Source organism: Caballeronia choica (assembly GCF_001544535.1).
GTDB lineage: Bacteria > Pseudomonadota > Gammaproteobacteria > Burkholderiales > Burkholderiaceae > Caballeronia > Caballeronia choica.
On sequence record NZ_FCON02000040.1, the window covers coordinates 36,316 to 61,090 of the forward strand.

Consider the following 24,775-nt stretch of genomic DNA (forward strand, 5'->3'; position numbering starts at 1 on the left):
CATGACGCAAGCACAAGCTGTCGAGACTTCGATTCAGGCCGGTTCGCAAACGCAAGAGCAGACGCAAGCCCGCTGGCGCGTGGCCGATGTCGTCGCGCTCTACGAACTGCCGTTCAACGACCTGCTCTATCGCGCACAGACCGTGCATCGCGAGCACTTCGATCCGAACACGGTGCAACTCTCGACGCTACTCTCGATCAAGACGGGCGGCTGCGAGGAAGACTGCGCGTATTGTCCGCAGTCGGTGCATCACGACACGGGGTTGAAGGCCGACAAGCTGATGGCCGTCGATGACGTGCTCAAGGCCGCGCAAATCGCGAAGTCGAACGGCGCGACGCGCTTCTGCATGGGCGCCGCGTGGCGCAATCCGAAGGATCGTCACCTCGAACCGATCAAGGACATGATTCGTGGCGTGAAGGCGATGGGGCTCGAAACATGCGTGACGCTCGGCATGCTCGAAGCGCATCAGGCGGAAGGCTTGCGCGACGCGGGCCTCGACTACTACAACCATAACCTCGATACGTCGCCCGAGTTCTACGGCCAGATCATCTCGACGCGCACGTACCAGGATCGCCTGGACACGCTCGAACGCGTGCGCGACGTGGGCATCAACGTGTGCTGCGGCGGGATCGTCGGCATGGGTGAATCGCGGCGCGAGCGCGCGGGCCTGATCACGCAACTGGCGAACCTGGACCCGTATCCGGAGTCGGTGCCAATCAACAATCTCGTACAGGTCGAAGGCACGCCGCTCACCGGCACCGCGCCGCTCGATCCGTTTGAGTTCGTGCGCACGATCGCGGTCGCACGCATCACGATGCCGGGCGCGATGGTGCGCCTGTCGGCGGGTCGCGAGCAGATGGACGAAGCGTTGCAGGCGCTGTGTTTCGCGGCCGGCGCGAATTCGATTTTTTACGGCGACCAGTTGCTCACCACGAGCAATCCGCAAGCCGAAGCCGACCGCAAGTTGCTCGATCGGCTCGGCATTCGCGCCGAGGCTTCGCAGCAGGTTGAAGAGGCGCAGGCGTGCGATACGAAGTGTGGGCACGCGCAGATCAACTGAAGCGCGAACCTTGACGAAAAAGCCCGCGCCGCGGGCTTTTTCACGTCCGCGCGAAGCACCTCACCGCTTGTCCACAACGACCTGATCAAACGTCCCGCCGTCGGCAAAGTGCGCTTGCTGCGCCTTCTGCCAACTGCCGAACACCTGCTCGACCGTGAACGTCTTCAGCGGCTTGAACTCGCTCGCGTGCTTCGCCAGCACCTCGGCGTTGCGCGGCCGCAAATGATGCTGCGCGATGATCTCCTGTGCGGCGGGCGTGTACAGATAGTCGAGATACGCTGTTGCAAGCTTGCGCGTGCCGCGCTTGTCCACGACCTTGTCGACGATCGTCACCGGCGGCTCGGCGAGCAGGCTCATCGACGGATAGACCGCATCGAAATCCTTGCCGCCAGCGCCGGTATCGATCAGCGCCACTTCGTTCTCGAACGTGACCAGCACGTCGCCGATGCCGCGCTGGGTGAAGGTCGTCGTCGCGCCTCGTCCGCCGGTGTCGAGCACCGGCACGTTCTTGAAGATCGCTTTTTCGAAGTCCTGCGCCTGGGCGTCGGTTGCGCCCTGCTGCTTCTTGTAGCCCCACGCCGCGAGATACGTGTAGCGTCCGTTGCCCGAGGTCTTCGGGTTCGCGATCACCACCTGCACGCCGGGACGCGCGAGATCGCTCCAGTCCTTGATGTTCTTCGGATTGCCATGACGCACGAGGAACACCATCGTGGTCGTGTAGGGCGCGCTGTTGTCGGGCAACCGGGTGCGCCAGTTCGCGGGCACGAGTTGCCCGTGTTCGGCGAGCAAGTCGATATCGTTCGGCTGGTTCATCGTGACGACGTCGGCCTGCAATCCCTGCATCACCGAAAGCGCCTGCGCGCTCGATGCGCCATGCGACTGGCGGATCGATACCGTCTCGCCGGACTTCTTCTGGTAGTCGGCGACGAACGCCGTGTTGATGTCCTTGTAGAGTTCGCGCGTGACATCGTAGGAAACGTTGAGCAGCGATGTGTCCGCGTGGGCGAACCCGGCAGCCAGTCCAAGCGCCAGCGTGAGCGCCGTCTTCAATCCCGCCATGTCTTCTCCCGTTATCGAATGCAAAAAAGGCCGCGTGAAAGCGGCCGTCTGGCGGGATTCTATCGAAACACGCGACTCATCCGTACGCGTGCAGTTCGAGCGAATCCGCCGGAAGATCGCGGGCATCGCCGAAACGCAGCGGTGCCGCGAGGTGAGTCAGTGTATCGACGAAATACTTCGCGCGCGGCCACGGCCCGAATCCCGCTGCGGTGTTGATATGGCCCGCGTCGCCGAGATTCACGAACGCGCTGTCGAAACGCCGCGCGAGTTCGCGCGCGTGCTCGACCGGCATCCACGGATCGCTCTCGCTCGCGACGAGAATCGACGGCACGTCGAGGCGCCCGGCATCGAACGCGCCGGCGAAGCGGAACTTCTCCGGGCTCGCCGGCGCGACGAACAATACGCCCACGACATCGACATCCGCGCCGATGTCACCGCGCGACAACGCATGCGCCGTCGCTAGACACCCGAAACTATGCGCAGCGATCACGACCGGCCCGCGCTCGCGGGCGAGCAGCGCGCGCACGGCGTTTGCCCAGGTGTCGAGGTGTGGTGCGTCCCAGTCGTCCTGCACGACCCGCGCCGCCTTCGGATATTGCCGCTCCAGCCACGTCTGCCAGTGCGCGCCTTCGCTGCCGTGCAAGCCGGGCACGGTGACGAGCCGCGGCGGCCAGCCAGACCTGCAAGTTTTCATATCGACCTCGCTGCCAGCATCGGGCCGGCGTCTTTCATGAAGCATTCTCCGGTGCCACTCCATGCAGACGAACCAATATTTCGTCATTTGTTTATGTAGAAGCCCTCTCGACACTTCGCCGCGCCGCGCGCAAGGGCGAACGAGACCGTAAAATGAACACACATTCCCATGGAGGCCGTATGTCTGATATGCCTGGTGTGTCCACCGATCAACCGACCGCATCGGACCGTTCGAGAACGCTGCGCACGCTCCAGCCGTTCCACCTCGCCTTCCCGGTCACGAGCCTCGACAACGCGCGCGCGTTCTATGGCGAGTTGCTCGGCTGTCCGGAAGGGCGCAGTTCGCCGGAGTGGATCGATTTCGATTTCTTCGGCCATCAACTGGTCGCGCATCTCTCGCCCGATGAAGTGCGGCCGCCCGCGAAGAATGCCGTCGATGGCGACGCCGTGCCGGTGCGCCACTTCGGCGTCGTGCTGTCGATGGACGAATGGCATGCGCTCGCCGAGCGTCTGCAGGGCGTCGGCACGAAGTTCGTCATCGAGCCGCATATCCGCTTCAAGGGCGAAGTCGGCGAGCAGGCGACGATGTTCTTCCTCGATCCATGCGGCAACGCGCTTGAATTCAAGGCGTTCAAGGATATCGGCAGCCTCTTTGCAAAGTGACGATGAAGATCATTTTTCATGAGACGGGCGCTGATGTATCGCTATGGCTCGACGAACTTTCGCGTGCATTGCCGGAGGCTGAGCTACGCGAGTGGCAACCCGGCGACACCGCGCCCGCCGATTACGCGATCGTCTGGCGCGCGCCGCGCGAGTTGTTCGCGAACCGGCCGGACCTGAAGGCAGTGTTCAATCTCGGCGCGGGCGTCGATGCGATTCTCGATGTCGAACGCCGGGAGCCCGGCACGCTGCCGCCGAACGCGAAGCTCGTGCGGCTCGAAGACACCGGCATGGCGCAGCAGATGGTCGAGTACGCGACCCACGCGGTGCTGCGCTACATGCGCCGTTTCGACGAATACGATTTGCTGCAAGGCGAAGGCCGCTGGGAAAAGCTCAAGGCGCATCGGCGTGAGAGTTTTACGGTCGGTGTGCTTGGGCTTGGCGTGCTGGGCACGGAGGTCGCGCGGGCGCTTGACAGGTTGCGCGTTCCCGTGCGCGGTTTCAGCCGCAGCGAGAAGCGGATCGAAGGCGTCGAGACCTATGCGGGCGAAGCGCAATTCGATGCCTTTCTCGACGGCGTCAAGGTGCTGATCAACCTGCTGCCCCATACGCCGGACACGGAAGGCATCCTCAACCGCACCACGTTCGCGAAGCTCGCGCGCGGCGCGTATCTGGTGAACCTCGCGCGGGGCGCGCATCTCGTGGATGAGGACTTGCTGCTTGCCCTCGAAAGTGGGCAGATCGCTGCGGCGACACTCGATGTATTTCATACCGAGCCGCTGGCCAGGGATCATCCGTTCTGGCGCACGCCGCGCGTGACGATCACGCCGCACATTTCCGCTGAGACGCTGCGCGAGGAAAGCATCGTGCAGATCGCGTGGAAGGTGAAGGCGCTGGAGCGCGGGGAACCGATCAGCGGTATCGTTGATCTGGAACGTGGGTATTGAATGTCGCTGGCAACAGCGAAGAAAACCGGAGACAAGACCATGACCCCGACCAAGGTAAAGATCGTGGAAGTCGGTCCCCGCGACGGCCTGCAAAACGAAAAGAACTTCGTCGCAACCGAAACCAAGGTCGAACTCGTGAACCGGCTCTCGCAAGCCGGCTTGCAAAACGTCGAGTCCGCCTCGTTCGTATCGCCGAAATGGGTCCCGCAAATGGCCGACGGCGCCGCTGTCATGGAAGGCATCGACCGCCGCCACGGCACGATCTATTCCGTGCTCACGCCGAACATGCGCGGCTTCGAAGCCGCCCTGCAAGCCCACGCCGACGAAGTCGTGATCTTCGGCGCAGCCAGCGAAGCGTTCTCGCAAAAGAACATCAACTGCAGCATCGCGGAAAGCATCGCGCGCTTCGAACCGGTCGCGAAAGCCGCGAAGGAAGCCGGCGTGCGCCTGCGCGGCAGCATCTCATGTTCGCTCGGCTGCCCGTATCAGGGCGAGGTGCCGGTTGCATCGGTGGTCGATGTCGTCGAGCGGATGAAAGCACTCGGCTGCGACGAGATCGACATCGCCGACACCATCGGCGTCGGCACGCCGACGCGCACGCGTGAAGTGCTCGCGGCCGCATCGAAGGTGTTTCCGCGCGAACACCTCTCCGGCCACTTTCACGATACCTACGGACAAGCCGTCGCGAACATCTATGCGGCGCTCCAGGAAGGGATCGAGATCTATCACGCGTCAGTGGCCGGGCTCGGCGGCTGTCCTTACGCGAAGGGCGCGACCGGCAACGTCGCGACGGAGGACGTCGTGTACCTGATGAACGGACTCGGCATCGAGACGGGCATCGACCTCGACCAGTTGATCGAGATCGGTGACTTTATTTCGCGCGCGATCGGCAAGCCGAGTTCATCGCGTGCCGGCCGTGCCTTGCTCGCAAAGAAACGCGACGGCGTGACGCCCTGCGTCTGAATCATCTGGAAAGGAAAAAATGAACGACATGCATAACATCGACGCGCTCCCCGAGTCCGCCAGGCGCGTCGCGCGGCTGTTGCAGGAACGCGGGCATCCGCACCCCATCGTGATGCTGCCGGAAACCGGCAAGACGTCGGCCGAAGCGGCCGCCGGACTCGGCTGCTCGGTCGCGCAGATCGCGAAGTCGATCCTGTTCCGGCGCCGCGAAGACGACGCGCCCGTGCTCGTGATCGCGAGCGGCGTGAACCGCGTCGATGAGAAGAAGGTCGCGGCGCGCGTCGGCGAACTGGCGCGTGCCGACGCGAAGTTCGTGCGCGAGAAGACCGGTTATGCGATCGGCGGCGTGTGTCCGATCGGTCACGCGACCGAGCCCGTCACGCTGATCGATGAAGACCTGCTCGCGCTCGACAGCCTCTGGGCCGCCGCCGGTCATCCGCATGCAGTCTTCAACCTGTCGCCGCAGGAACTCGTGTCGCTGACGGGCGCGCCCGTCGCCGATGTCGCGTTGCGCGAGACGGCATGATCGTGGAGGCGGATGACGTGCCGTCGCCGTGCATCGACGTGTGCTGGATGAATCCGGCCACGGGTTTCTGCGATGGGTGTCTGCGCACGATCGACGAAATCGCGAACTGGTCTTCGCTGGACGCTTCGCAAAAGCGCGCGGTGCTGTTGCGTACCGAGAGCCGTCGCAAGGGCGCGCGCGTCGTCATGATCGGCGAGCGCATCGAAGCGACGCTTGCGTTGCCGCCCGATTCGATCAAGTCGTTCGCCACGCTCGTCAACGACATGAACCCGCTGCATCACGACGACGCCTACGCCAGGGCGAGCCGCTTCGGCTCGCTGATCGCATCGGGCACGCAGCCCACCGCGCATCTGATGGCGATGCTCGCCACGCATTTCTCGCAGTATGCGCAGCCGCTCGGACTCGAGTTCGGCCTCAAGCTCACGCGCGCGGTCAAGGCGAACGATGTCCTTGCGATGAGCTGGCACGTCACCGGCGCGAAGTGGAAAGCGAGCCTCAACGGCGACCTCGTCACGCTCGAAGGCGAGGCGCGCAATCAACACGGCGAGACCGTGCTGAAGGCAAGCGCGACGATTGTCGTGATGCCGAAGGAGCCGGCTGCATGATCCGCTTCCCTGCATCGATGCGAGTGTTCGAGCGCGGCTGGCTCTCGTCGAACAACGTGCTCTTCATCGATGACGAACGCACCGCGCTCGTCGATAGCGGCTACGCGTCGCACGCGGCGCAGACGCGCACACTCGTGCAACACGCACTGGGCGCGCGCCCGCTCGATCTCGTCGTCAACACGCATCTCCATTCGGACCACTGCGGCGGGAACGCGCTGCTGCAACGCGCCTACGATTGCGACACGTTGATCCCGGCGAGCGAAGCCAATGCCGTGCGCAACTGGGACGAAGACGCCTTGACCTTCCGCGCAACGGGCCAGTCGTGCGAGCGCTTCGATTTCACCGGCACGATCGAGCCCGGCTCAAGCTTGCGGCTGGGCGGCCTCGACTGGTCCGTGCTCGGTGCCCCCGGCCACGATCCGCACTCGCTGATGCTCTATTGCGCCGAAGAACGCGTGCTCATCAGCGCCGATGCATTGTGGGAGAAGGGCTTTGGCGTGATCTTTCCGGAACTGGAAGGCGAAAGCGGATTCGCCGAGCAACGCGCCGTGCTCGACCTGATCGCGACGCTCGATGTCCGCGCGGTCATTCCGGGTCACGGCGCGCCGTTCACCGACGTATCGCATGCACTCGAAGTCGCTTCGTCTCGGCTCGACTATCTGCGTGCCGATCCCGCGCGCAACGCGAAGAATGCGTTGAAGGTGCTGATCGTGTTCAAGCTGATGGAAGTGCGCTCGATGTCGTTCGACGCTCTACGGCACATGACCGATTCGGCGCGTGCGATGCGGTCGGCTGCCGACCTGCTCGCTACATCGAGCAAGAGAAGCGCGGTGTTGAAACAGTGCGTGGATGAGCTGGCGCGCAGTGGCGCAGTGCGGGTCGACGGCGAGACGCTACTCGCTGCGTGACGAAAGGAGAGCCACAAAAAGAAAGCCGCTTGTCAGCTACGGCAAGCGGCGTAATTTAAGACGTGATCAGCGTCGATTGCATCGTAACGCGAGGCTGAATAGCGTGCATCGGTGCTTTCCCTACAAAATTTTAACGGCCACATGTACGGGACATAACCGGTCCAGCGCACGCTCAACGTTCGCTTGTTTCGAAGAACGATAATACTTCTTCAAGTAACGCCTGAGGTTCTTCTTCAGCAATATAGTGGCCGCAAGGCAGCGCGCGACCGCTCACATCGCGCGCGACGCGCCGCCATTCATCGAGCGGCTTGAAGCAGCGTTCGATCACGCCCTCCGCGCCCCACAGCACGCGTAACGGACACGCGATCTTGCGCCCGCGTTCGAGATCGGCGCGATCGTGTTCGAGATCGATCGACGCCGACGCGCGGTAGTCCTCGCACATCGCATACACCGCACCGGGCGACGCGAGCGCATCGCGATACGCCTGCAACGCATGTGGCGCGAACGGCTTGAGTCCCGCATGACGGCTGCCCATCACGCGCTCGAGGTAGGCGTTCGTGTTCCCGCCGATCAGCAACTCCGGCAACGGCGACGGCTGGATCAGGAAGAACCAGTGGAAATAAGTCGTCGCAAATTCGCGGTTGGTCGCTTCGTACATCGCGAGCGTCGGCGCGATGTCGAGCAGCATCAGCCGATCGACCGCGTCAGGAAAATCCAGCGCCATGCGATGCGCGACGCGCGCGCCGCGATCGTGCGCGCAGACGAGAAAGCGCTCGAAGCCGAAATGGCGCATCACCGCCACCTGGTCGGCGGCCATCGCGCGTTTCGAATAAGGTGTGTGCTCGGCATCGCTCCTCGGTTTCGCCGACGCCCCGTAGCCGCGCAGGTCGGTCGCGATCACGGTGAAATGCTGCGCGAGTATCGGTGCGCATTTGTGCCAGATCTCGTGCGTCTGCGGATGCCCATGCAGCAACAACAGCGGCGGCCCGCTGCCGCCCTTCATCCCGAAAATATCGACGCCCGCGGCGCCGACGCGAAACGGCTGGTAGTTCTCAAAGGGCATGGTGGCGCTCTCGTCGTGATGGGTGCGGATCATTGTATGCGTCGCCGATGACGCCCGACGCTTGCTGGAAGCGACTTTCGCGGAAACCGAGGAGTTCTTCGGGATTGTCCCGAGCACCGCGCACGCGGCGAATCCTCTATAATAGAACGATCGTTCGATTATGTAATCGCGACTGTCGGGAAGCGCTGCCCGTTTCTCGAAATTATTTTTGCGGTCGATCGCGAAGCGCCAATCGTAGAATTCCCCGATCGCGCACCGCACGTCATTTCAGGAGATTCACGCCATGGCATTACCCGCCGTCCTGCAACATCTCGCGCTGCCTGTCGTCGCCTCGCCGATGTTCATCGTCAGCTATCCCGAACTCGTGCTCGCGCAGTGCAAGGCGGGCGTCGTCGGGTCGTTTCCGGCGCTGAACGCGCGCCCCGCCGAATTGCTCGACGAATGGCTCACGCAAATCCAGGCGTCGCTCGCCGAGCACAAGGCGGCGAACCCGGATGCCGTCATCGGCCCGATCGCGGTGAACCAGATCGTGCATCAGTCGAACGCGCGGCTCGAACAGGATGTGCGCGTGTGCGTCGAACACAAGGTGCCGGTTTTCATCACGAGCCTGCGCGCGCCGGTCAGGGAAATGATCGACGCCGTGCACAGCTACGGCGGCATCGTGCTGCACGACGTGATCAACATCCGCCATGCGCAGAAGGCGCTGGAAGCGGGCGTCGATGGCCTGATCCTGGTTGCGGCCGGCGCCGGCGGCCACGCGGGCACGACCTCGCCCTTCGCGCTCGTCGGCGAAGTGCGGCGCATCTTCGACGGGCCGATCGTGCTGTCGGGGTCGATTGCGAACGGCGGCTCGATCCTCGCCGCGCAGGCGATGGGCGCGGACCTCGCCTACATGGGCACGCGCTTCATCGCGACGCGCGAGGCGCACGCGCACGAGAGCTACAAGAACGCGATCATCGATTCGAACGCCGCCGACATCATCTACACGAACCTCTTCACCGGCGTGCACGGGAACTACATCCGCCAAAGCATCGTGGAGGCAGGGCTCGATCCCGACGCGTTGCCGGAATCGGACAAGACCGCGATGAATTTCGGCGACGGGTCGAGCAAGGCGAAGGCGTGGAAGGACATCTGGGGCGCGGGACAGGGTGTCGGGCTGATGCACGACGTGCCGAGCGTCGGCGAACTGGTCGCGCGGCTGAAGCAGGAGTATGAGGAGGCGAAGGCGCGTATCGGCGTGGCCTGAGTATCGCGTGGCGCCGTGAGTGGCGTCATCAGCGGCGTCATGAAAAACACCGCGTTCCGGTCGCCCGGAACGCGGTGTTTTCGCATGCGCGTCGCGTGCGCGGCGCTCAGAACTTCGCGCGCAGGCCCACGCCGTACGTATTGCCCGACGACATGCTCGTGTACTTGTCGTTCAGGTACGCGGCGTAGACGTCCGTGCGCTTGGAAAGCGGGTAGTCGTAGCCGAGCGCCCAGCTCTTGTGCGTCTGGTCCAGGCCGCCGTTGCTGCGCGAGTAGGCGTACGACGCCATCACGAGGCCCGGTCCGAGCGGCACCGTGACGCCGCCCTGCCCCGTGTTCACATGGAAGCTGCCCTCTTCGATGTCGTTCTTCGTGTACATGTACTGGGCGAAGAACTTCACGAACTTCAGGTCGTACGAGACGCCGGCCTGCCCGACGCTCTGGCTCTTGTAGCCCGCGACCAGCGACGTCAAATCGCCCGGCGTGTTGTTGAAGTTGACGTACTGGTAGACGCCGGTCGCCGCGAACGGGCCGTGGAAATACAGGAACTGCGCACTGTATTTCTTCGAGCGGCCGTCGCCCGCCTGGTTGCCGAAGCTGTACATCGCGCTGCCGGAGAGGCCGCTGAAATCAGGCGTCGTGTACTGCACGGAGTTGTTCCAGCCCGAATCGCCGACGACGCCCTGATCGGTCGTGTAGGTCGGGAACGTGCCCTGGCCGAGGAAGACGTGATACACCATCGGCGAGAAGACGTACGAGTCGACGAACGGGTTGAAGAGAATCGTCGATACGAAGAGTTGCGTCGTCAGGCGGCCGGCCGTGAACGTGCCGTACGGCGCCTGGATGCCGACGTAGGCGTTACGGGCGAAGAACGTGTCGCCGGTGAAGCGGCCGAACTGGCCGTTCTGCGCGCGGAAGAAACTTTCGAGAGTGAAGATCGCCTTGTAGCCGTTGCCGAGGTCTTCAGCGCCCTTGAAGCCCCAGTAGGACGTCGACATGCCGCCGCCGCTCACGTTCCACGCGCGATCGCCGCCGGGGAACTTGGTGGCGCCCACCCATTCGTCGACCTGTCCGTAGAGCTGAACACTCGATTGCGCTTGTGCCGACCCCGCGGCGAGCATGCCGAACGTGGCGGCGATTGCGGTGGCCTTGACCGTTGCCTTAAGCGCACGGTTGACGGTTGGCTTCATGAACTCTCCTGTCGTTTGTCAAAAGTTAAAGCGTTGGCGGGCAAGACTCATGACTTGCCTCGTCAGACCGGCGTAATAGATGGGTTTCCGCTGGGCGTGCGGCCTTGCTGGAGCGGGGACCATCTTTACGGATCATTTTTCCGGCCAAAAATGTTTTTGGTTATTGCTGGTATAGCGGTTCGGATACTTCACGCACGTTGCGACAGGAAACCTCATCGATGCGTTGGCCGTCCCGACGCACTGGACGCGCGGCGACGCAAGCTCGGCGCGGCTGCAAGCGAAACGAAGGATCGGAAAACAGGCGTGAACGCGCGCAGGCCGAATTGTCGGTGCGCGGAAAAAAGAGGGGAATTGCTGCGAGGGTTATTGCACGCAACTGTGGCGCGCTTACGTCACAGACGAGAGGGGTCTGGACGCGGACTTATTTTTTTGTTCAGCACAAGATCGACGGCCGACCGGCGCGCTGCTTTAGTTCCGATAGTTCGGGTTCGATTGCACGCGAGCTTCGTCGCTCGAACGGCCCGGAGGACGCGGAACGTTGCGCTCCTCGTTATAACGGGTGATGTCCGCGCGAATCGATCCGGCGCCTCGCAATGGCGCGCTTTGCTCGGCGTGGGGCACGCCGCGCACTTCGGCGCTGATCGGCGTGAGGCCGTCCTTCGCACCGATCTGCAGGTAACGCAGCGACTGCGCATTGCGCGTGAAGTCGCGATTCGCCGCGGGTTGCTCGCCCGGGCCGCCCGCTCTTAACCACACGCCGTCCGGCTGACCGGCGAGCGCAAGCGAAGCCGCCACCGCGATCGATCCGATCGCGGTGGCAATGAAACATCGAGTAGTCTTGCGGAAGCCTTTGAGCGCCATGTCAGTACTGCAGGTTGTCCGACGTATTCGGCTTGCGGCGGCGAACGAATCGTGCGGATGGCAAGCGACCGGTCGATGGTCGGAGCGTCTGGATGCGTTGCAACGACCCAGCGCATCCATGCCAACCGGTCTACGGACAATTTATGGCCCCGCGCCTCGGGAGTCGAGCCAAAAAGTGTTAGACCTGCTCAATGGTTGTAACACCATGTTACTACTCGGTTTTTTGCCGTTTTTGCGGTGCGCTGAAATGCGCAATCATGTGACGAGACGGCTCAAAATTCGCTGGCTCGAAAATTGTGCGACGGGCATATTGGCGCATGGCGGATCGAAGACGTTCCATGCCGGGTGATCATTAATCGATCATTTAAATGAATTTGCCTCTTGAATCATAATCGGGCGAAAATACTGGTTTTCCTGACTTGACGTTTCATCGCGCATGGAAATCAGCGTGAAATGCAAGCGACGCCAGGTCTTTTCGCAACCCATGCACATTCGAGTGCGAGATTTTTGATGGCGCGCCCAAAACTTCTTCCCGACAACTTCACGCTCGCCCTCGTGGGCACCGTCATCGTCGCCAGTCTCCTGCCTTGCCGGGGCACGGTCGCCGTCGGCTTCAACTGGCTCACCAACGTCGCCATCGGGCTTCTGTTCTTCCTGCACGGCGCAAAACTCTCGCGCGAAGCCATCATCTCGGGTGCCACGCACTGGCGGCTGCACCTCGTCGTGCTGCTGAGCACCTTCGTGATGTTCCCGCTCCTCGGCCTCGCGCTGAAGCCCGTTCTCACGCCGCTCGTCACGCCCCAGCTCTACATGGGCATTCTCTTCCTGTGCACGCTGCCCTCCACGGTGCAATCGTCGATCGCGTTCACGTCCATGGCCAAGGGCAACGTGCCCGCCGCGGTCTGCAGCGCATCGGCCTCGAGCCTGCTCGGCATTTTCATCACGCCCCTGCTCGTCGGGCTCGTGGTGAGCAACCACGGCGCAACGACCGGTTCGCCGTGGCACACGGTCGGCAATATCGTGCTGCAACTGCTCGTGCCGTTCATCGCCGGCCAGTTGCTGCGCCCGGCCATCGGCAGATGGATCGACCGCAACCGCAGCGTGCTGAAGTTCGTCGACCAGGGCTCGATCCTGCTCGTGGTCTACGTGGCGTTCAGCGAAGCGGTCAACGAAGGCATCTGGCATTCGATGTCGCTCGGGACGCTGGCGGGGCTCCTCGTCGCCAATATCGTGTTGCTCGCGCTCGCGATTTTCGCGACGGCATTCGCCAGCAAGCGGCTGGGCTTCAGCCGCGCCGACCAGATCACGATCATTTTTTGCGGCTCGAAGAAAAGTCTCGCGTCGGGCATTCCGATGGCCAAGGTGATCTTCGCGTCGCATACGGTCGGCGCGGTCGTGCTGCCGCTGATGCTGTTCCACCAGATCCAGTTGATGGTCTGCGCCGTGCTGGCCCAACGCTGGGGCGCCCGCCGCACGGCCGCCGAGAAGGTGCGCGAGCACGAAGGCGCTGCCCCGGCGGTGCGCCGTTGAGCGACGCGACGTCGCGAATCATGGTGTAAACGCATCCCGCCCTCCCAATCCTTAAAGCCGCCTCGTGCGGCTTTTTCGTTATTTGAGCCTGCGGGCGATGCGCTGTCGATTCGTCCGTTCGACATAGGCCCGCAGCACGAAACAGGAAACACCGTGCGCCGGGCCTATATCTTCAGGCCGACTGGCGGCCGGGCATGTCGCTTGCCACACTTGTCTTCAATCAACGCGACACGGCACGCCGACAGGGAGAAGCACCATGCAGACCACGACCATCGAACGCAGCCTTCGAGGGGCGCCATGCCGACGGTCATGAACCGGCCGACCGGCGCCACTTCCGCCGAATTGACGTCCTTCCTGCGCGAGTTGCACTTCGAGCGCGGCTCGGCGGCGCAGACGGCAGCGGCGCTGCGCGCGCTGATCGACGCCGGCCTCGACCGCCTTCCGCTGCCGGGAAGCGGCGCGACGCTCGAGCGATGGCGGATGCTCGCCGCGGTGGCGGCGTTCGACCTGGCGCTCGTCAAGCTGTTCGAAGGGCACACAGACGCGCTCGCGATCCTCGCCGAACTCGACGGCCAGAACAGCGACAAAGGCAACGCCTGGGGCGTCTGGGCCGCCGAGCCGCCAACGGCCCGCCTCGGCGCGACGGCCGCAGAAGGCGACAGCATCGCGTTGCACGGTACGAAAGCCTGGTGCTCGGGCGCGGCCTTCGTCACCCACGCGCTGGTGACGGCATGGAACGAGCGCGACGAGCCGATCCTCGCGGCGGTCGATCTGCGCCAGCCGGGCGTTCGCGTGACCGACGAAGGATGGGTGGCGGTGGGCATGAACGCCTGCGCGAGTGTCGACGTCCACTTCGACAACGCCAGCGCCGTGCGCATCGGCGCGCCCCGTGCGTATCTGCAGCGGCCCGGCTTCTGGCAGGGCGGCGGCGGCATCGCGGCGTGCTGGTTCGGAGCGGCGTCGGCCATCGGCGAATTCGTGAGACGCGACGCCGCGCGGCGTGCGGACCCGCACAAGCTCGCTCACCTCGGCGCGATCGACGCAGCGCTCACGAGCGCCGCGAGCCTGTTGCGCGAGAGCGCGGCGCGCATCGACCGCGAACCGCACGCCGACGCCATGCCGGTAGCGCTCCGTGCGCGGCTCGTGGTGGAGCGCGCGGCGCTGAGCGTCGTCGAGCATGCGGGGCGCGCGCTCGGCGCCGCGCCGCTTTGCCGCGACGCGCATTTCGCCCGCCTGATGGCGGATCTTCCCGTGTTCATCCGGCAAAGCCACGCCGAGCGCGACCAGGCTGCACTCGCGGAGCGCATCGTCAACGAGGAGCGCGGACCATGGGAACTCTAATCATGAACGACAGGAAACGCGCATTCGCCAGCACCGGTACGTCCGAAGCCACTTGGCAGGGCTGGGCGCGACTCGCCACGCTGCCGGAAGTCGAGCCGTCGGTGCTCGTGCCGGCGGGCGGGCGAGCAGTCGTCGTGGCGCCGCATCCGGACGACGAAGTGCTCGGCACCGGCGGACTGCTCGCGCGCTTGTCGGCGCTCGGGCGCAAGGTGCTGATCATCGCCGTGACGGACGGGACGGCCAGCCATCCGGGCTCGCCCATCTGGCCGGTCACGCGCCTCGCCGACATCCGGCCGCAGGAAACGCGCGAAGCACTGCAACGCCTGCATATGCGGTACGTCCGGATCGTGCGCCTCGGGCTGCCCGATGGCGGAGGCGACCGCTTCGAGACGCATGTGAGCGCGGCGCTCGCCGAGCACCTGCGTCCCGGCGACGTCGTCTTCGGTACGTGGCGTCACGACGGCCATCCCGATCACGAGGCGGTCGGGCGAGCGGTGTCGTCGATGGCGGGGCGGCTCGACCTGCCGTTCGTCGAGATTCCGGTCTGGACGTGGCATTGGGCGTCGCCCGAAGACTCGCGCGTGCCGTGGAGCCGCGCACGCCGCATCGTCCTCGACACCGACACGCACGCGCGCAAGCTCCACGCGGTCGAGGCGTTTCGCAGCCAGCTCGAACCCGACTCCGCGACCGGACGCGCGGCGATCCTGCCCGAGCATGTGCTCGCGCGCCTGACGCGGCCCTATGAAGTGGTCCTGATATGACGCGCGAACCCGACGCCCGGCAATATTTCAGCGGGCTATACGAACGCAGCGACGATCCGTGGCTGCTGCGCGAGCGTTGGTACGAGCGGCGCAAGCGGGCGTTGACGCTCGCGATGCTGCCCGACGAACGCTATGCGCGGGCCTACGAACCTGGTTGCGCGAACGGTGAACTGTCGGCGGCGCTCGCGGCGCGCTGCGACGCACTGCTCGCCGCCGATCTCAACCCGGACGCCGTTGAGCTGGCACGCCGCCGTGTTGCGCATCTGGGCAACGTGCAGGTCGAGCAGCGCGCGATCCCCGACGACTGGCCCGACGGCCGCTTCGACCTGATCGTCGTGAGTGAGCTTGCCTACTATCTGGACGAAGGCCAGTTGTCGCGGCTTTGTGGGCGCCTCACCGAATCGCTCGCACCGGGCGGGACGATTCTCGCTTGTCACTGGCGGCAGCCGATCGAAGGCTGGCCCCACTCCGGCGATTTCGTTCACGACGAACTGAACGCCACACTGCCGTTCGCGCGCTTGTCGCACTATCAGGATGACGATATGGAGCTCGACGTCTGGTCGTCGAACGCAGACTCGGTGCATCGCCGCGAGGCAAAATAGCCCGTTGTTCAGGCCGTTTTACTAAACAACATTTACCCAACAAAACCCATACAGGACAAGCCTCTACTGGTTTTCTCTAGGTCCGTGATCGGTTGGGACGCGCGATTTTTACTATACAATCGCCGCAAAGAAGCGAACCCACCGCGCATCGATAAACACGACGCGGAACGATCAATCAGGCGTACACAGAGAACACCACGATGGGCACCACCATTCGCGATGTCGCGCGTGCGGCCAGCGTCTCGATCGGCACCGTTTCGAGAGCGCTGAAAAACCAGCCGGGCTTGTCCGAGGCAACGCGCGTGCGCGTGGTCGAAGTGGCGCAACAACTCGGCTACGACTCCGCGCAACTGCGCACGCGCATCCGGCGCGTCACTTTTCTGCTGCACCGGCAGCACAACAACTTCGCCGTCAGTCCGTTTTTTTCGCACGTCCTGAACGGCTTCGAACAGGCGTGCCGCGAGCGGCGGCTCGTGCCCTCCGTGCTGACAGCCGGCCCGACGCAGGATCTCGCGCAGCAGATGCGCCTGCACGCGCCGGATGCCATCGCGGTCGCGGGCTTCGTCGAGCCGGAACTGCTCGCGCATCTGCACTCGCTCAACCGCCCGACCATACTGATCGACCTGCGCGCGCCCGGTTTCCGCTCGGTCAATATCGACAACATCCGCGGCGCCGCGCTCGCCATGCAGCATCTGTTCGCGCTCGGGCGGCGGCGCGTCGCGTTCATCGGCGGATCGCTCGCGCATCACAGCATCTCGCAGCGCGCGCTCGGCTATCGGCTGGCGTATTTCGAGGCGGGTCTGCTCTTCGATCCGATGCTCGAAATCAACACGCAACCCGGCATCGCCGCCGATCTGGCCGCCGCCGACGCGATGGAGCGCCTGATCGCCCAAGCGCGCGCCCAGGCACGCACGCAATCGAATCCGCTCCCCGACGCCGTTTTCGCCTATAACGATGCAGCGGCCCTCGCAGCGATGCGCGTCTGTCTTGCGCACGGCTTGCGGGTGCCGCAGGACATCGCGTTCGTCGGTTTCGACGATATTCCGGCCGCCGCGCAGAGTACGCCGCCGCTTTCGACGGTGACGGTCGACAAGGAAGCGCTCGGCCGCCGCGGCGTGGACCTGCTGCTCGAAGACAGCCCGAACACACTCGACCCGGCCGACACGCTGGTGCCGGTAAATTTCATCCCTCGCGCGAGCTCCGGCTCGACCACGACATGAACTCGACCGCCTCACCCGCCGCAACTGCGCCCACGCCCAACGCGGCGAACACGCCGATAGCGCCGATCGCTCCGGCTTCGTCCAGCGGCCCGATCGACTTCCGCAGCCGCGACTTCCTGCTCTCGCACGTGCGCGACACGCTCGCGTTCTACGCGCCGACCGCGCGTGATCCGTCGGGCGGCTTCTTCCACTTCTTCAAGGACGACGGCCGCGTCTACGACCGCACCACGCGCCACCTCGTCAGCAGCACGCGCTTCGTCTTCAATTACGCGATGGCCTATCGCCACTTCGGCGACATCGCGCATCAGGACGACGCCCGCCACGCGTTCAAATTCCTGCGCGACGCCCACTGGGACGCCGTGAACGAAGGCTACGACTGGGAAATCGAATGGCGCGACGGCGCGAAGCGCACGCTCGACGGCACGCGCCATTGCTACGGACTCGCTTTCGTGCTGCTCGCGTGCGCGCATGCGTCGATGGCGGGCATCGAGGAAGCGACGCCGATGATCGGCGAAACGTTCCATCTGCTGGAGCGCCGTTTCTGGGACGCCGAAGCCGGCCTTTACGCCGACGAAGCCACGCCCGACTGGCAGCTTTCCGACTATCGCGGCCAGAACGCCAACATGCACGCGACTGAGGCGCTGCTCGCCGCGTTCGAGGCGACCGGCCACGTCATCTATCTGGATCGCGCCGAGAAGATCGCGGGCAACATCACGCTGCGACAGGCGAAGCTGTCGAGTGGGCTGGTTTGGGAGCATTTCCGCCCGGACTGGTCGATCGACTGGCATTACAACGAGTCCGACAGTTCGAACATCTTCCGTCCGTGGGGTTTCCAGCCCGGCCATCAGACGGAGTGGGCGAAGCTGCTGCTGATTCTGGAGCGTCATCGCGCGTTGCCGTGGCTTGCGCCGCGCGCCATCGAACTCTTCGACGCCGCCTTCAACCGCGCCTGGGACAGCCGCCACGGCGGTCTCTACTACGGCTTCGGCCCCGACGACACCATCTGCGACCACGACAAATACTTCTGGGTGCAGGCGGAAAGCTTCGCCGCCGCCGCGCTGCTCGGCGCGCGCACGGGCCGCGAGCGCTTCTGGGATTCCTACGACGAGCTTTGGCGCTATAGCTGGGACCATTTCGTCGATCACGAATACGGCGCGTGGTACCGCATCCTCACGTGCGACAACCGCAAGTACGGCGACGAAAAAAGCCCCGCCGGCAAGACCGACTACCACACGATGGGCGCGTGCTACGAGGTGCTGAACGCCCTCCCCGCGCCCGACAAAACAGAACGGTGAGACAAATGGCAGCAGAACAGCAGACTCTTCCGACCTTCGTGTCAGCCGGCGACATCCTCACCGACATGATCCGCACCGACGCGTCGACGTGGCTTTCGCGTCCGGGCGGCGCCGGCTGGAACGTCGCGCGGGCGGTCGCGCGCCTCGGCCTGCCGACGGCCTGCGCCGGCTCGCTTGGCGTCGACAACTTTTCCGACGACCTGTGGGAAGCGAGTGTCGCCGCCGGTCTCGACATGCGCTTCATGCAGCGCGTCGAGCGTTTGCCGCTGCTCGCGATCGTCCACAAGACGCAGCCGCCGACCTATTACTTCATGGGCGAGAACGGCGCGGATCTCGCGTTCGATCCGTCGAAGCTGCCGCAGGGCTGGATGGAGCAGGTGAAGTGGGCGCATTTCGGCTGCATCAGCCTCGTGCGCCTGCCGCTCGGCGCGACGCTCGCCGCGCTTGCCGCGCAACTGCGCGCGCACGGCGTGAAGATTAGCTTCGATCCGAACTATCGCAACCTGATGGAGACCGGCTACGAGCCGATCCTGCGCAACATGGCATCGCTTGCCGACCTGATCAAGGTATCGGACGAAGACCTGCACATGCTGTTTCGCGGCATCCCCGAAGCCGACGCGCTCGCACAGATTCGCGCGATGAACCCGCAGGCGAGCGTGCTCGTCACGCGCGGGTCGAGCGAGGCGGCGCTCTATGTCGGCGATGCGGTGTATCGCGCGAAGCCGCCGCAGGTTCAGGTCGCGGACACGGTCGGTGCGGGCGATGCGTCGATTGCGGGGTTGCTCTATAGCCTGATGGCACGCGAGGGTGGCTGGCCCGAGCATCTGCGCTTCGCGCTCGCGTCGGGCGCGGCGGCCTGCCGGTTCTCGGGCGCGCATTCGCCGTCGCTGGAGGAAGTCGAGGAATTGCTGAACGCGTGACCCGGCGTCGGGCTGATCGCAGCGGCGCGGGCGGGCTTGCGGCCGCTGCGAAAGCGCGTGGACCTACTGAAGCCGTTCATTGTTCAAAGTCGCGTCATCGTGGTCACGCACGTTGCATATCAGCGTGCTAGCATGAATTTCCGTCTTCGCCGGAGCTGCAACATGGACGACACGACCTACACGAAGGGCCTCTACACCGCGACGATCGGCGTACGCCCGGTCGACGACGGTCAGTTCCAGGGTGTCGTCTCGCTCGCCCGGGACGACGGCGAGGGAACCGACTCGACACTCTACGAAGTCGGAGCGTCGTCGGAGAACGAGGGCGAGGCGCTCGAAGAAGCGCGGGCACTCGCGCACCGCATCCTCGGGGAAATCGAACTATAAGCAGCCGGCGGCGCTCGCGTCGCGCGGGCGCTTGCGGCTCGACTGGAGGGACATCATGCCGGAACAGCTCTTCCTCTATGGCGTCTATGCGATCCATGTGCGGCCGCTCGAACTGCAGGGGGCGCGTTGGGACGCGGAATACGAAATCCGTCACCACGACAAGGCCGTGAAATCGTGGACGACGGTGGGTGGCGATGGCGGCCTGTCAAATGCCGCCGAAGCGATCGATCTTGCGCACCAGCAGGCAATCGCCGATATCGAGGCTGGCGCGGGAATTCCAAAACCACGGGCCTTTCCGTAGGGTTGGGGCTGGCGCTGCTGGCGCCAGCGCTTCCTATCGCCTCAAGGCAACCCGCTCCGCCTCCCGATGATCGATCGCCGCCGCGCGTTCGTGCCCCTCGCGCGCGACCGCGCGATCGACATACTCCGACAGCACCCCGCCCGGCTCAATGAGCTTCGCCATATACGCGATCTGCAGCGTGCTCGCGACGAGAATATCCGCAGCGGTAAACCGCTCGCCGACCACCCACGGTCCGTCCTTCAGCGCCCCTTCGATCGCATGCTCGACGCGCCCCAGATCGCCCCAGCCGAAGCTCACCGTGTTACCGGGTGCGCCGGTCATCCGCTCGGCCATCGCCGGTTCGAGACACGCGCCGGTAAAGAACATCCACTGCAAGAAGCGTCCGCGCAGCGGATCACCCAATGGCACGCCAAGCCGCGCGTCAGGAAATTTGTCGGCGAGATACAAAAGCACCGCGCCCGATTCGGCGACCATCACGCCGTCGTCCTCCAGCGCGGGAAGCTTGCACATCGGATTGACGCGACAGAATTCCGGCTCGTTCTGATCGCCCGCGCGGATGTTCACGAACGCGAACTCATACGGCACGCGCAATTCCTCCAGCATCCACAGCGCGCGAAATGCGCGCGTCTTCGGCCAGTAGTAGAGCTTCATCGGCGGATCGTCCTCGGGTGGCTCGGCAAGCGTTCAGGTTACGCTCAGTTAGCCCCAACGCGCCCCGCCAAAGGTTCGGGTTTACGTTGACACGCGCGCCGCGCCGGTGATTCTCTCTCCGCTATCTCGAAAAGAGACGGTTTCGTTTCCGATAAACGAAGACCCGCGAGAAGTCCGCAAAAAAATTCCGGTTTTGTCGGCGAAGAATGGAGCTCTTGCGAACCCCCACGCCAAACCATAAAAAGCCGGAGATTTCATGAACGCGCGCGTTCCCTTTGAAGCAATTCAGGACGGCCAGACTCCCGCCCTGTCCGACTACAAGCTCACCGACAATCTCTCCGCCACGCGCGGCCGCATCTTCCTGACCGGCACGCAGGCGCTCGTGCGGCTCGTGCTGATGCAGCGCGAACTCGATCGCGCCGCGAATCTGAACACCGCCGGTTTCGTCAGCGGCTATCGCGGCTCGCCGCTCGGTATGGTCGACCAGCAGTTGTGGAAGGCGAAGAAACTGCTCGCGTCGCATGACGTGCGCTTCCTGCCCGCGATCAACGAGGAACTCGGCGGCACCGCCGTGCTCGGCACGCAGCGGGTGGAATCGGACGAGGAACGCACCGTCGAAGGCGTCTTCGCAATGTGGTACGGCAAGGGCCCGGGGGTCGATCGCGCGGGCGATGCGCTCAAGCACGGCAACGCCTACGGCTCGTCGCCGCACGGTGGCGTGCTGGTGGTGGCGGGCGACGATCACGGCTGCGTGTCGTCATCGATGCCGCATCAGAGCGATCAGGCGTTGATCGGCTGGAGCATGCCGGTCGTGAATCCGTCGAACATCGCGGACATGCTGGAGTTCGGCCTCTACGGCTGGGCGCTGTCGCGTTTTTCGGGTGCGTGGATCGGCTTCAAGGCGATTTCGGAGACGGTCGAATCGGGTTCGACCGTCGATCTCGACGCAATCCAGACGACGTGGAAAACACCGCAGGATTTCGTCGCGCCCGCGGGCGGCCTGCACAACCGCTGGCCCGACCTGCCGAGCCTCACGATCGAAGCACGTCTCGCCGCCAAGCTCGACGCCGTGCGTCACTTCGCCCGCGTGAACAGCATCGACAAGTGGATTGCGCCGAGCGCGCAGGCGAATGTGGGGATCGTGACGTGCGGCAAGGCGCATCTCGACCTGATGGAGGCGCTGCGCCGGCTCGATCTCACCGTCGACGACCTCGACCGGGCGGGCGTGCGGATCTACAAGGTCGGCCTGTCGTTTCCGCTCGAAACCACGCGGCTCGACACGTTCGTCGAAGGGCTGTCGGAAGTGCTCGTGATTGAGGAGAAGGGCCCGATCATCGAGCAGCAGATCAAGGATCATCTCTACAACCGGACGAGCGGCGCACGGCCGATCGTGATCGGCAAGCACGCGCAGGATGGCGCGATGCTGCTGACGTCGCTTGGCGAACTGCGTCCGTCGCGCGTGCTGCCGGTTTTCGCCGACTGGCTCGCGCGCCACAAGCCGGCGCTCGACCGTCGCGAGAAAGTAGTCGATCTCGTCGCGCCGCAAATCCTCTCAAACGTCGCCGATTCTGTGAAGCGCACGCCGTACTTCTGCTCGGGCTGCCCGCACAACACGTCGACGAAAGTGCCCGAAGGCTCCGTCGCGCAGGCGGGCATCGGCTGCCACTTCATGGCGTCGTGGATGGAGCGCGATACGACCGGTTTGATCCAGATGGGCGGAGAAGGCGTCGATTGGGCGTCGCATTCGATGTTCACGAAAACGCCGCACGTCTTCCAGAACCTCGGCGACGGCACCTATTTCCACTCGGGCATTCTCGCGATTCGCCAGGCGGTCGCGGCGAAGGCGAACATCACCTACAAGATCCTCTATAACGATGCAGTCGCGATGACCGGCGGCCAGCCCGTCGACGGCAGCATTTCGGTGCCGCAGATCGCGCGGCAGGTCGAAGCGGAAGGCATCGCGCTGCTGTTCGTCGTGAGCGACGAGCCCGAGAAGTACGACGGTCACCACGACCAGTTCCCGCGCGGTACGACCTTTCATCACCGCGACGAACTCGATGCCGTGCAGCGGCGTCTGCGCGATACGCCGGGCGTCACCGTGCTGATCTACGACCAGACGTGCGCGGCGGAAAAGCGCCGTCGCAGGAAGAAAGGCGAGTTTCCCGACCCGGACAAGCGTCTTTTCATCAACGAAGCCGTCTGCGAGGGTTGCGGCGACTGCGGCGTGCAGTCGAATTGCCTCTCAGTCGAACCGGTCGAAACCGAACTGGGGCGCAAGCGCCGCATCGATCAGTCGTCGTGCAACAAGGACTATTCGTGCGTGAACGGCTTCTGCCCGAGCTTCGTCACGCTCGAAGGCGCGAAGCTGAAAAAGGCCGCCGGCAACGCGTTCGATCCTGACGAACTCGCGCGGCGCGTCGATGCGCTGCAAAGCCCGAAACAGCATCTCGACAACGCGCCGTACGACATCCTGATCACGGGCGTCGGCGGCACGGGCGTGGTGACGGTTGGCGCGCTGATCAGCATGGCGGCGCATCTGGAGGGCAAGAGCGCATCGGTGCTCGATTTCATGGGCTTCGCGCAAAAGGGCGGCTCGGTGCTGTCGTTCGTGCGCTTCGCCGCGACCGATGCGCTGCTGAACCAGGTCCGCATCGACACGCAGCAAGCCGACGTCCTGCTCGCCTGCGACATGGTGGTCGGCGCGAGTGCCGACGCGTTGCAGACGGTGCGCCACGGCCGCACGCGGATCGTCGTCAACACGCACGCGATTCCGAACGCGAGCTTCGTGCAGAACCCGGACGCGAACCTCCACGCCGACGCGCTCCTCGACAAGATGCAGCACGCCGCCGGCGCCGAGCGGATGAAGACCTGCGACGCGCAGGCGCTCGCGACGCGTTTTCTCGGCGATACGATCGGCGCGAACATCCTGATGCTCGGCTACGCGTGGCAGCTTGGCCTCGTGCCGGTGTCGCACGCGGCGATGATGCGTGCGATCGAGTTGAACAACGTCGCCGTGCCGATGAACAAGCTGGCGTTCGCCATCGGACGCCTCGCTGCCGCCGACCTCGACGCGCTCGACACGCTTCAGAAGACCGCGCAGACGACACGCGTCGAAATGAACGCGATGCCGCTTGCCGCGCTGATCGCCGATCGCGAACGGCGTCTCGCGGAATATGGCGGCGCGGCGTATGTCGAGCGTTATCGCAAGCTGGTGAACGCGGCGGCGGCGTCGAAGGACGATGCGATCACGCGCGCCGTCGCGACGACGTTCTACAAGCTGCTGGCCGTGAAGGACGAATACGAAGTCGCGCGCCTGCACGCCGATCCGGCTTTCCGCGCGGCACTCGAGGCGCAGTTCGAAGGCGCGGCGGGCAAGGATTTCACCGTCAAGTTCAACCTCGCGCCGCCGGTTTTGTCGAAGCCGAAGAACGGCGGACAGCCACGCAAGATGACGTTCGGCCAGTGGCTGTGGCCTGTGCTCGGCACGATGGCGAAATTCCGCGGCCTGCGCGGCGGCATGCTCGATCCGTTCGGCAAGACGCTCGAGCGCCGCATGGAGCGCCAGCTCGCCGACGATTACGAAGTCACGATGTCACGGGCGTTTGGCGCGCTGAACGCGGATAACGCGAAAGACGTTGAAGCGCTGGCCGTGCTTTTCGAACGCGTGCGCGGGTATGGGCATGTGAAGCTGGCGAATCTGTCGATGGTGAAGCGTCGCGAGCGCGATCTGGCCGCGAAACTGCGCATCGAAGCAGCGACGGGCGCGGCGGTGCGTGCATCGCTGGATGAGATGAAGGGCGCGGCGAGTTTGAAGGGGATTCCGGTCGTCGTGGCGAAGTGATTTTGTCGCTGGCGCTCGGGGTTCAGGCTTACACCGTTTGATGTGCTCGGGCTTCTATGGAACTTGCTTTGTTTTTGGTTTATTTGCTCTGCCCCTGTCCGGGGCGGGACTCACTTTCTTTGCTGCTGCAAAGAAAGTAAGCAAAGAAA

24 protein-coding genes are annotated in these 24,775 nt (G+C 64.4%); 18 read left to right on the forward strand and 6 right to left on the reverse strand.

Going from position 1 to position 24,775, the window contains the following annotated elements:
* The first annotated feature begins 1 nt into the window (after window position 1).
* Window positions 2–1,060, forward strand: coding sequence for a biotin synthase BioB (gene bioB / locus AWB68_RS18935; RefSeq protein ID WP_125482970.1), 1,059 nt, complete (start codon window positions 2–4; stop codon window positions 1,058–1,060).
* A gap of 60 nt (window positions 1,061–1,120) precedes the next feature.
* On the opposite strand, the gene AWB68_RS18940 is transcribed toward bioB, so the two are convergent.
* Both AWB68_RS18940 and AWB68_RS18945 read right to left on the reverse strand, forming a co-directional pair.
* Window positions 1,121–2,119: a sulfate ABC transporter substrate-binding protein gene (locus tag AWB68_RS18940; RefSeq protein ID WP_087645881.1), complete on the reverse strand. Its 999-nt coding sequence runs from the start codon at window positions 2,117–2,119 to the stop codon at window positions 1,121–1,123.
* A 76-nt stretch (window positions 2,120–2,195) separates the two neighbouring features.
* Window positions 2,196–2,813: an RBBP9/YdeN family alpha/beta hydrolase gene (locus tag AWB68_RS18945; protein ID WP_087645903.1), complete on the reverse strand. Its 618-nt coding sequence runs from the start codon at window positions 2,811–2,813 to the stop codon at window positions 2,196–2,198.
* A 188-nt stretch (window positions 2,814–3,001) separates the two neighbouring features.
* Between AWB68_RS18945 and AWB68_RS18950 the strand changes: the two genes are divergently transcribed.
* Genes AWB68_RS18950 through AWB68_RS18975 form a run of 6 tightly spaced genes read left to right on the forward strand, consistent with a single transcriptional unit; the run spans window position 3,002 to window position 7,421 of the window.
* The gene (locus AWB68_RS18950; RefSeq protein ID WP_087645882.1) at window positions 3,002–3,475 is read left to right on the forward strand and encodes a VOC family protein; all 474 of its coding nucleotides are present in this window, start codon (window positions 3,002–3,004) and stop codon (window positions 3,473–3,475) included.
* Between the two features lie 2 nt (window positions 3,476–3,477).
* Window positions 3,478–4,419, forward strand: coding sequence for a 2-hydroxyacid dehydrogenase (locus AWB68_RS18955; RefSeq protein WP_087645883.1), 942 nt, complete (start codon window positions 3,478–3,480; stop codon window positions 4,417–4,419).
* 39 nt (window positions 4,420–4,458) lie between these two features.
* Window positions 4,459–5,382: a hydroxymethylglutaryl-CoA lyase gene (locus AWB68_RS18960; protein ID WP_087645904.1), complete on the forward strand. Its 924-nt coding sequence runs from the start codon at window positions 4,459–4,461 to the stop codon at window positions 5,380–5,382.
* Between the two features lie 19 nt (window positions 5,383–5,401).
* A complete protein-coding gene (locus tag AWB68_RS18965) occupies window positions 5,402–5,908 on the forward strand; it encodes a YbaK/EbsC family protein (RefSeq protein ID WP_087645884.1) in 507 nt (168 codons plus the stop codon).
* Window positions 5,909–5,955: 47 nt separating this feature from the next.
* Complete coding sequence (locus tag AWB68_RS18970; protein WP_235028410.1) at window positions 5,956–6,513, forward strand: DUF1289 domain-containing protein; 558 nt, start codon at window positions 5,956–5,958, stop codon at window positions 6,511–6,513.
* Entirely contained in the window at window positions 6,510–7,421 is a 912-nt protein-coding gene (locus tag AWB68_RS18975; RefSeq protein WP_087645886.1) for an MBL fold metallo-hydrolase, read from the forward strand. The genes AWB68_RS18970 and AWB68_RS18975 overlap by 4 nt, the downstream gene beginning before the upstream one ends.
* Window positions 7,422–7,593: 172 nt before the next feature.
* On the opposite strand, the gene AWB68_RS18980 is transcribed toward AWB68_RS18975, so the two are convergent.
* Window positions 7,594–8,484, reverse strand: a complete 891-nt coding sequence (locus AWB68_RS18980) for an alpha/beta fold hydrolase (RefSeq protein WP_200828734.1) — start codon at window positions 8,482–8,484, stop codon at window positions 7,594–7,596.
* A gap of 283 nt (window positions 8,485–8,767) precedes the next feature.
* Here AWB68_RS18980 and AWB68_RS18985 point away from each other — a divergent pair, with 283 nt between their 5' ends.
* The gene (locus AWB68_RS18985; protein WP_087645887.1) at window positions 8,768–9,730 is read left to right on the forward strand and encodes an NAD(P)H-dependent flavin oxidoreductase; all 963 of its coding nucleotides are present in this window, start codon (window positions 8,768–8,770) and stop codon (window positions 9,728–9,730) included.
* Window positions 9,731–9,836: 106 nt separating this feature from the next.
* Here the strand turns inward: AWB68_RS18985 and AWB68_RS18990 are convergent, their stop codons facing one another.
* Together AWB68_RS18990 and AWB68_RS18995 are read right to left on the reverse strand one after the other, a co-directional pair.
* Window positions 9,837–10,919, reverse strand: a complete 1,083-nt coding sequence (locus AWB68_RS18990; RefSeq protein ID WP_087645888.1) for a porin — start codon at window positions 10,917–10,919, stop codon at window positions 9,837–9,839.
* Window positions 10,920–11,387: 468 nt separating this feature from the next.
* Complete coding sequence (locus AWB68_RS18995) at window positions 11,388–11,780, reverse strand: hypothetical protein (protein WP_087645889.1); 393 nt, start codon at window positions 11,778–11,780, stop codon at window positions 11,388–11,390.
* Between the two features lie 510 nt (window positions 11,781–12,290).
* On the opposite strand from AWB68_RS18995, the gene AWB68_RS19000 reads away from it, so the two are divergent.
* The 9 genes from AWB68_RS19000 (at window position 12,291) to AWB68_RS19040 (ending at window position 20,134) form a co-directional block, all read left to right on the forward strand.
* Entirely contained in the window at window positions 12,291–13,310 is a 1,020-nt protein-coding gene (locus AWB68_RS19000) for a bile acid:sodium symporter family protein (RefSeq protein WP_087645906.1), read from the forward strand.
* A 297-nt stretch (window positions 13,311–13,607) separates the two neighbouring features.
* A complete protein-coding gene (locus AWB68_RS19005; RefSeq protein ID WP_087645890.1) occupies window positions 13,608–14,651 on the forward strand; it encodes an acyl-CoA dehydrogenase family protein in 1,044 nt (347 codons plus the stop codon).
* Window positions 14,639–15,412, forward strand: a complete 774-nt coding sequence (locus AWB68_RS19010; RefSeq protein WP_087645891.1) for a PIG-L deacetylase family protein — start codon at window positions 14,639–14,641, stop codon at window positions 15,410–15,412. Before AWB68_RS19005 ends, AWB68_RS19010 begins: the two co-directional genes overlap by 13 nt.
* Window positions 15,409–16,014 carry a class I SAM-dependent methyltransferase gene (locus AWB68_RS19015; protein WP_087645892.1) on the forward strand — a complete coding sequence of 202 codons (606 nt, stop codon included), beginning with the start codon at window positions 15,409–15,411 and terminating at the stop codon, window positions 16,012–16,014. The genes AWB68_RS19010 and AWB68_RS19015 overlap by 4 nt, the downstream gene beginning before the upstream one ends.
* A gap of 200 nt (window positions 16,015–16,214) precedes the next feature.
* Window positions 16,215–17,234 carry a LacI family DNA-binding transcriptional regulator gene (locus AWB68_RS19020; RefSeq protein ID WP_087645893.1) on the forward strand — a complete coding sequence of 340 codons (1,020 nt, stop codon included), beginning with the start codon at window positions 16,215–16,217 and terminating at the stop codon, window positions 17,232–17,234.
* Window positions 17,231–18,529, forward strand: coding sequence for an AGE family epimerase/isomerase (locus AWB68_RS19025; protein WP_235028409.1), 1,299 nt, complete (start codon window positions 17,231–17,233; stop codon window positions 18,527–18,529). The genes AWB68_RS19020 and AWB68_RS19025 overlap by 4 nt, the downstream gene beginning before the upstream one ends.
* 5 nt (window positions 18,530–18,534) lie before the next feature.
* Window positions 18,535–19,449: a carbohydrate kinase family protein gene (locus tag AWB68_RS19030; protein WP_087645894.1), complete on the forward strand. Its 915-nt coding sequence runs from the start codon at window positions 18,535–18,537 to the stop codon at window positions 19,447–19,449.
* Window positions 19,450–19,611: 162 nt separating this feature from the next.
* Window positions 19,612–19,833 (forward strand): hypothetical protein, encoded by a 222-nt coding sequence (locus AWB68_RS19035; protein WP_087645895.1) that lies wholly within the window; start codon window positions 19,612–19,614, stop codon window positions 19,831–19,833.
* Window positions 19,834–19,888: 55 nt separating this feature from the next.
* Entirely contained in the window at window positions 19,889–20,134 is a 246-nt protein-coding gene (locus AWB68_RS19040) for a hypothetical protein (protein WP_087645896.1), read from the forward strand.
* Window positions 20,135–20,167: 33 nt separating this feature from the next.
* On the opposite strand, the gene AWB68_RS19045 is transcribed toward AWB68_RS19040, so the two are convergent.
* Window positions 20,168–20,785 carry a glutathione S-transferase family protein gene (locus AWB68_RS19045; protein ID WP_087645897.1) on the reverse strand — a complete coding sequence of 206 codons (618 nt, stop codon included), beginning with the start codon at window positions 20,783–20,785 and terminating at the stop codon, window positions 20,168–20,170.
* Window positions 20,786–21,041: 256 nt separating this feature from the next.
* On the opposite strand from AWB68_RS19045, the gene AWB68_RS19050 reads away from it, so the two are divergent.
* Window positions 21,042–24,626: an indolepyruvate ferredoxin oxidoreductase family protein gene (locus AWB68_RS19050; RefSeq protein WP_087645898.1), complete on the forward strand. Its 3,585-nt coding sequence runs from the start codon at window positions 21,042–21,044 to the stop codon at window positions 24,624–24,626.
* Window positions 24,627–24,775 lie beyond the last annotated feature (149 nt).

What these genes read in the sequence shown, in the direction of transcription:
- bioB (WP_125482970.1), top strand. Translation starts at nt 2, where the DNA reads ATGACGCAAGCACAAGCTGTCGAGACTTCGATTCAGGCCGGTTCGCAA.
- AWB68_RS18940 (WP_087645881.1), bottom strand. Translation starts at nt 2,119, where the DNA reads ATGGCGGGATTGAAGACGGCGCTCACGCTGGCGCTTGGACTGGCTGCC.
- AWB68_RS18945 (WP_087645903.1), bottom strand. Translation starts at nt 2,813, where the DNA reads ATGAAAACTTGCAGGTCTGGCTGGCCGCCGCGGCTCGTCACCGTGCCC.
- AWB68_RS18950 (WP_087645882.1), top strand. Translation starts at nt 3,002, where the DNA reads ATGCCTGGTGTGTCCACCGATCAACCGACCGCATCGGACCGTTCGAGA.
- AWB68_RS18955 (WP_087645883.1), top strand. Translation starts at nt 3,478, where the DNA reads ATGAAGATCATTTTTCATGAGACGGGCGCTGATGTATCGCTATGGCTC.
- AWB68_RS18960 (WP_087645904.1), top strand. Translation starts at nt 4,459, where the DNA reads ATGACCCCGACCAAGGTAAAGATCGTGGAAGTCGGTCCCCGCGACGGC.
- AWB68_RS18965 (WP_087645884.1), top strand. Translation starts at nt 5,402, where the DNA reads ATGAACGACATGCATAACATCGACGCGCTCCCCGAGTCCGCCAGGCGC.
- AWB68_RS18970 (WP_235028410.1), top strand. Translation starts at nt 5,956, where the DNA reads ATGAATCCGGCCACGGGTTTCTGCGATGGGTGTCTGCGCACGATCGAC.
- AWB68_RS18975 (WP_087645886.1), top strand. Translation starts at nt 6,510, where the DNA reads ATGATCCGCTTCCCTGCATCGATGCGAGTGTTCGAGCGCGGCTGGCTC.
- AWB68_RS18980 (WP_200828734.1), bottom strand. Translation starts at nt 8,484, where the DNA reads ATGCCCTTTGAGAACTACCAGCCGTTTCGCGTCGGCGCCGCGGGCGTC.
- AWB68_RS18985 (WP_087645887.1), top strand. Translation starts at nt 8,768, where the DNA reads ATGGCATTACCCGCCGTCCTGCAACATCTCGCGCTGCCTGTCGTCGCC.
- AWB68_RS18990 (WP_087645888.1), bottom strand. Translation starts at nt 10,919, where the DNA reads ATGAAGCCAACCGTCAACCGTGCGCTTAAGGCAACGGTCAAGGCCACC.
- AWB68_RS18995 (WP_087645889.1), bottom strand. Translation starts at nt 11,780, where the DNA reads ATGGCGCTCAAAGGCTTCCGCAAGACTACTCGATGTTTCATTGCCACC.
- AWB68_RS19000 (WP_087645906.1), top strand. Translation starts at nt 12,291, where the DNA reads ATGGCGCGCCCAAAACTTCTTCCCGACAACTTCACGCTCGCCCTCGTG.
- AWB68_RS19005 (WP_087645890.1), top strand. Translation starts at nt 13,608, where the DNA reads ATGCCGACGGTCATGAACCGGCCGACCGGCGCCACTTCCGCCGAATTG.
- AWB68_RS19010 (WP_087645891.1), top strand. Translation starts at nt 14,639, where the DNA reads ATGGGAACTCTAATCATGAACGACAGGAAACGCGCATTCGCCAGCACC.
- AWB68_RS19015 (WP_087645892.1), top strand. Translation starts at nt 15,409, where the DNA reads ATGACGCGCGAACCCGACGCCCGGCAATATTTCAGCGGGCTATACGAA.
- AWB68_RS19020 (WP_087645893.1), top strand. Translation starts at nt 16,215, where the DNA reads ATGGGCACCACCATTCGCGATGTCGCGCGTGCGGCCAGCGTCTCGATC.
- AWB68_RS19025 (WP_235028409.1), top strand. Translation starts at nt 17,231, where the DNA reads ATGAACTCGACCGCCTCACCCGCCGCAACTGCGCCCACGCCCAACGCG.
- AWB68_RS19030 (WP_087645894.1), top strand. Translation starts at nt 18,535, where the DNA reads ATGGCAGCAGAACAGCAGACTCTTCCGACCTTCGTGTCAGCCGGCGAC.
- AWB68_RS19035 (WP_087645895.1), top strand. Translation starts at nt 19,612, where the DNA reads ATGGACGACACGACCTACACGAAGGGCCTCTACACCGCGACGATCGGC.
- AWB68_RS19040 (WP_087645896.1), top strand. Translation starts at nt 19,889, where the DNA reads ATGCCGGAACAGCTCTTCCTCTATGGCGTCTATGCGATCCATGTGCGG.
- AWB68_RS19045 (WP_087645897.1), bottom strand. Translation starts at nt 20,785, where the DNA reads ATGAAGCTCTACTACTGGCCGAAGACGCGCGCATTTCGCGCGCTGTGG.
- AWB68_RS19050 (WP_087645898.1), top strand. Translation starts at nt 21,042, where the DNA reads ATGAACGCGCGCGTTCCCTTTGAAGCAATTCAGGACGGCCAGACTCCC.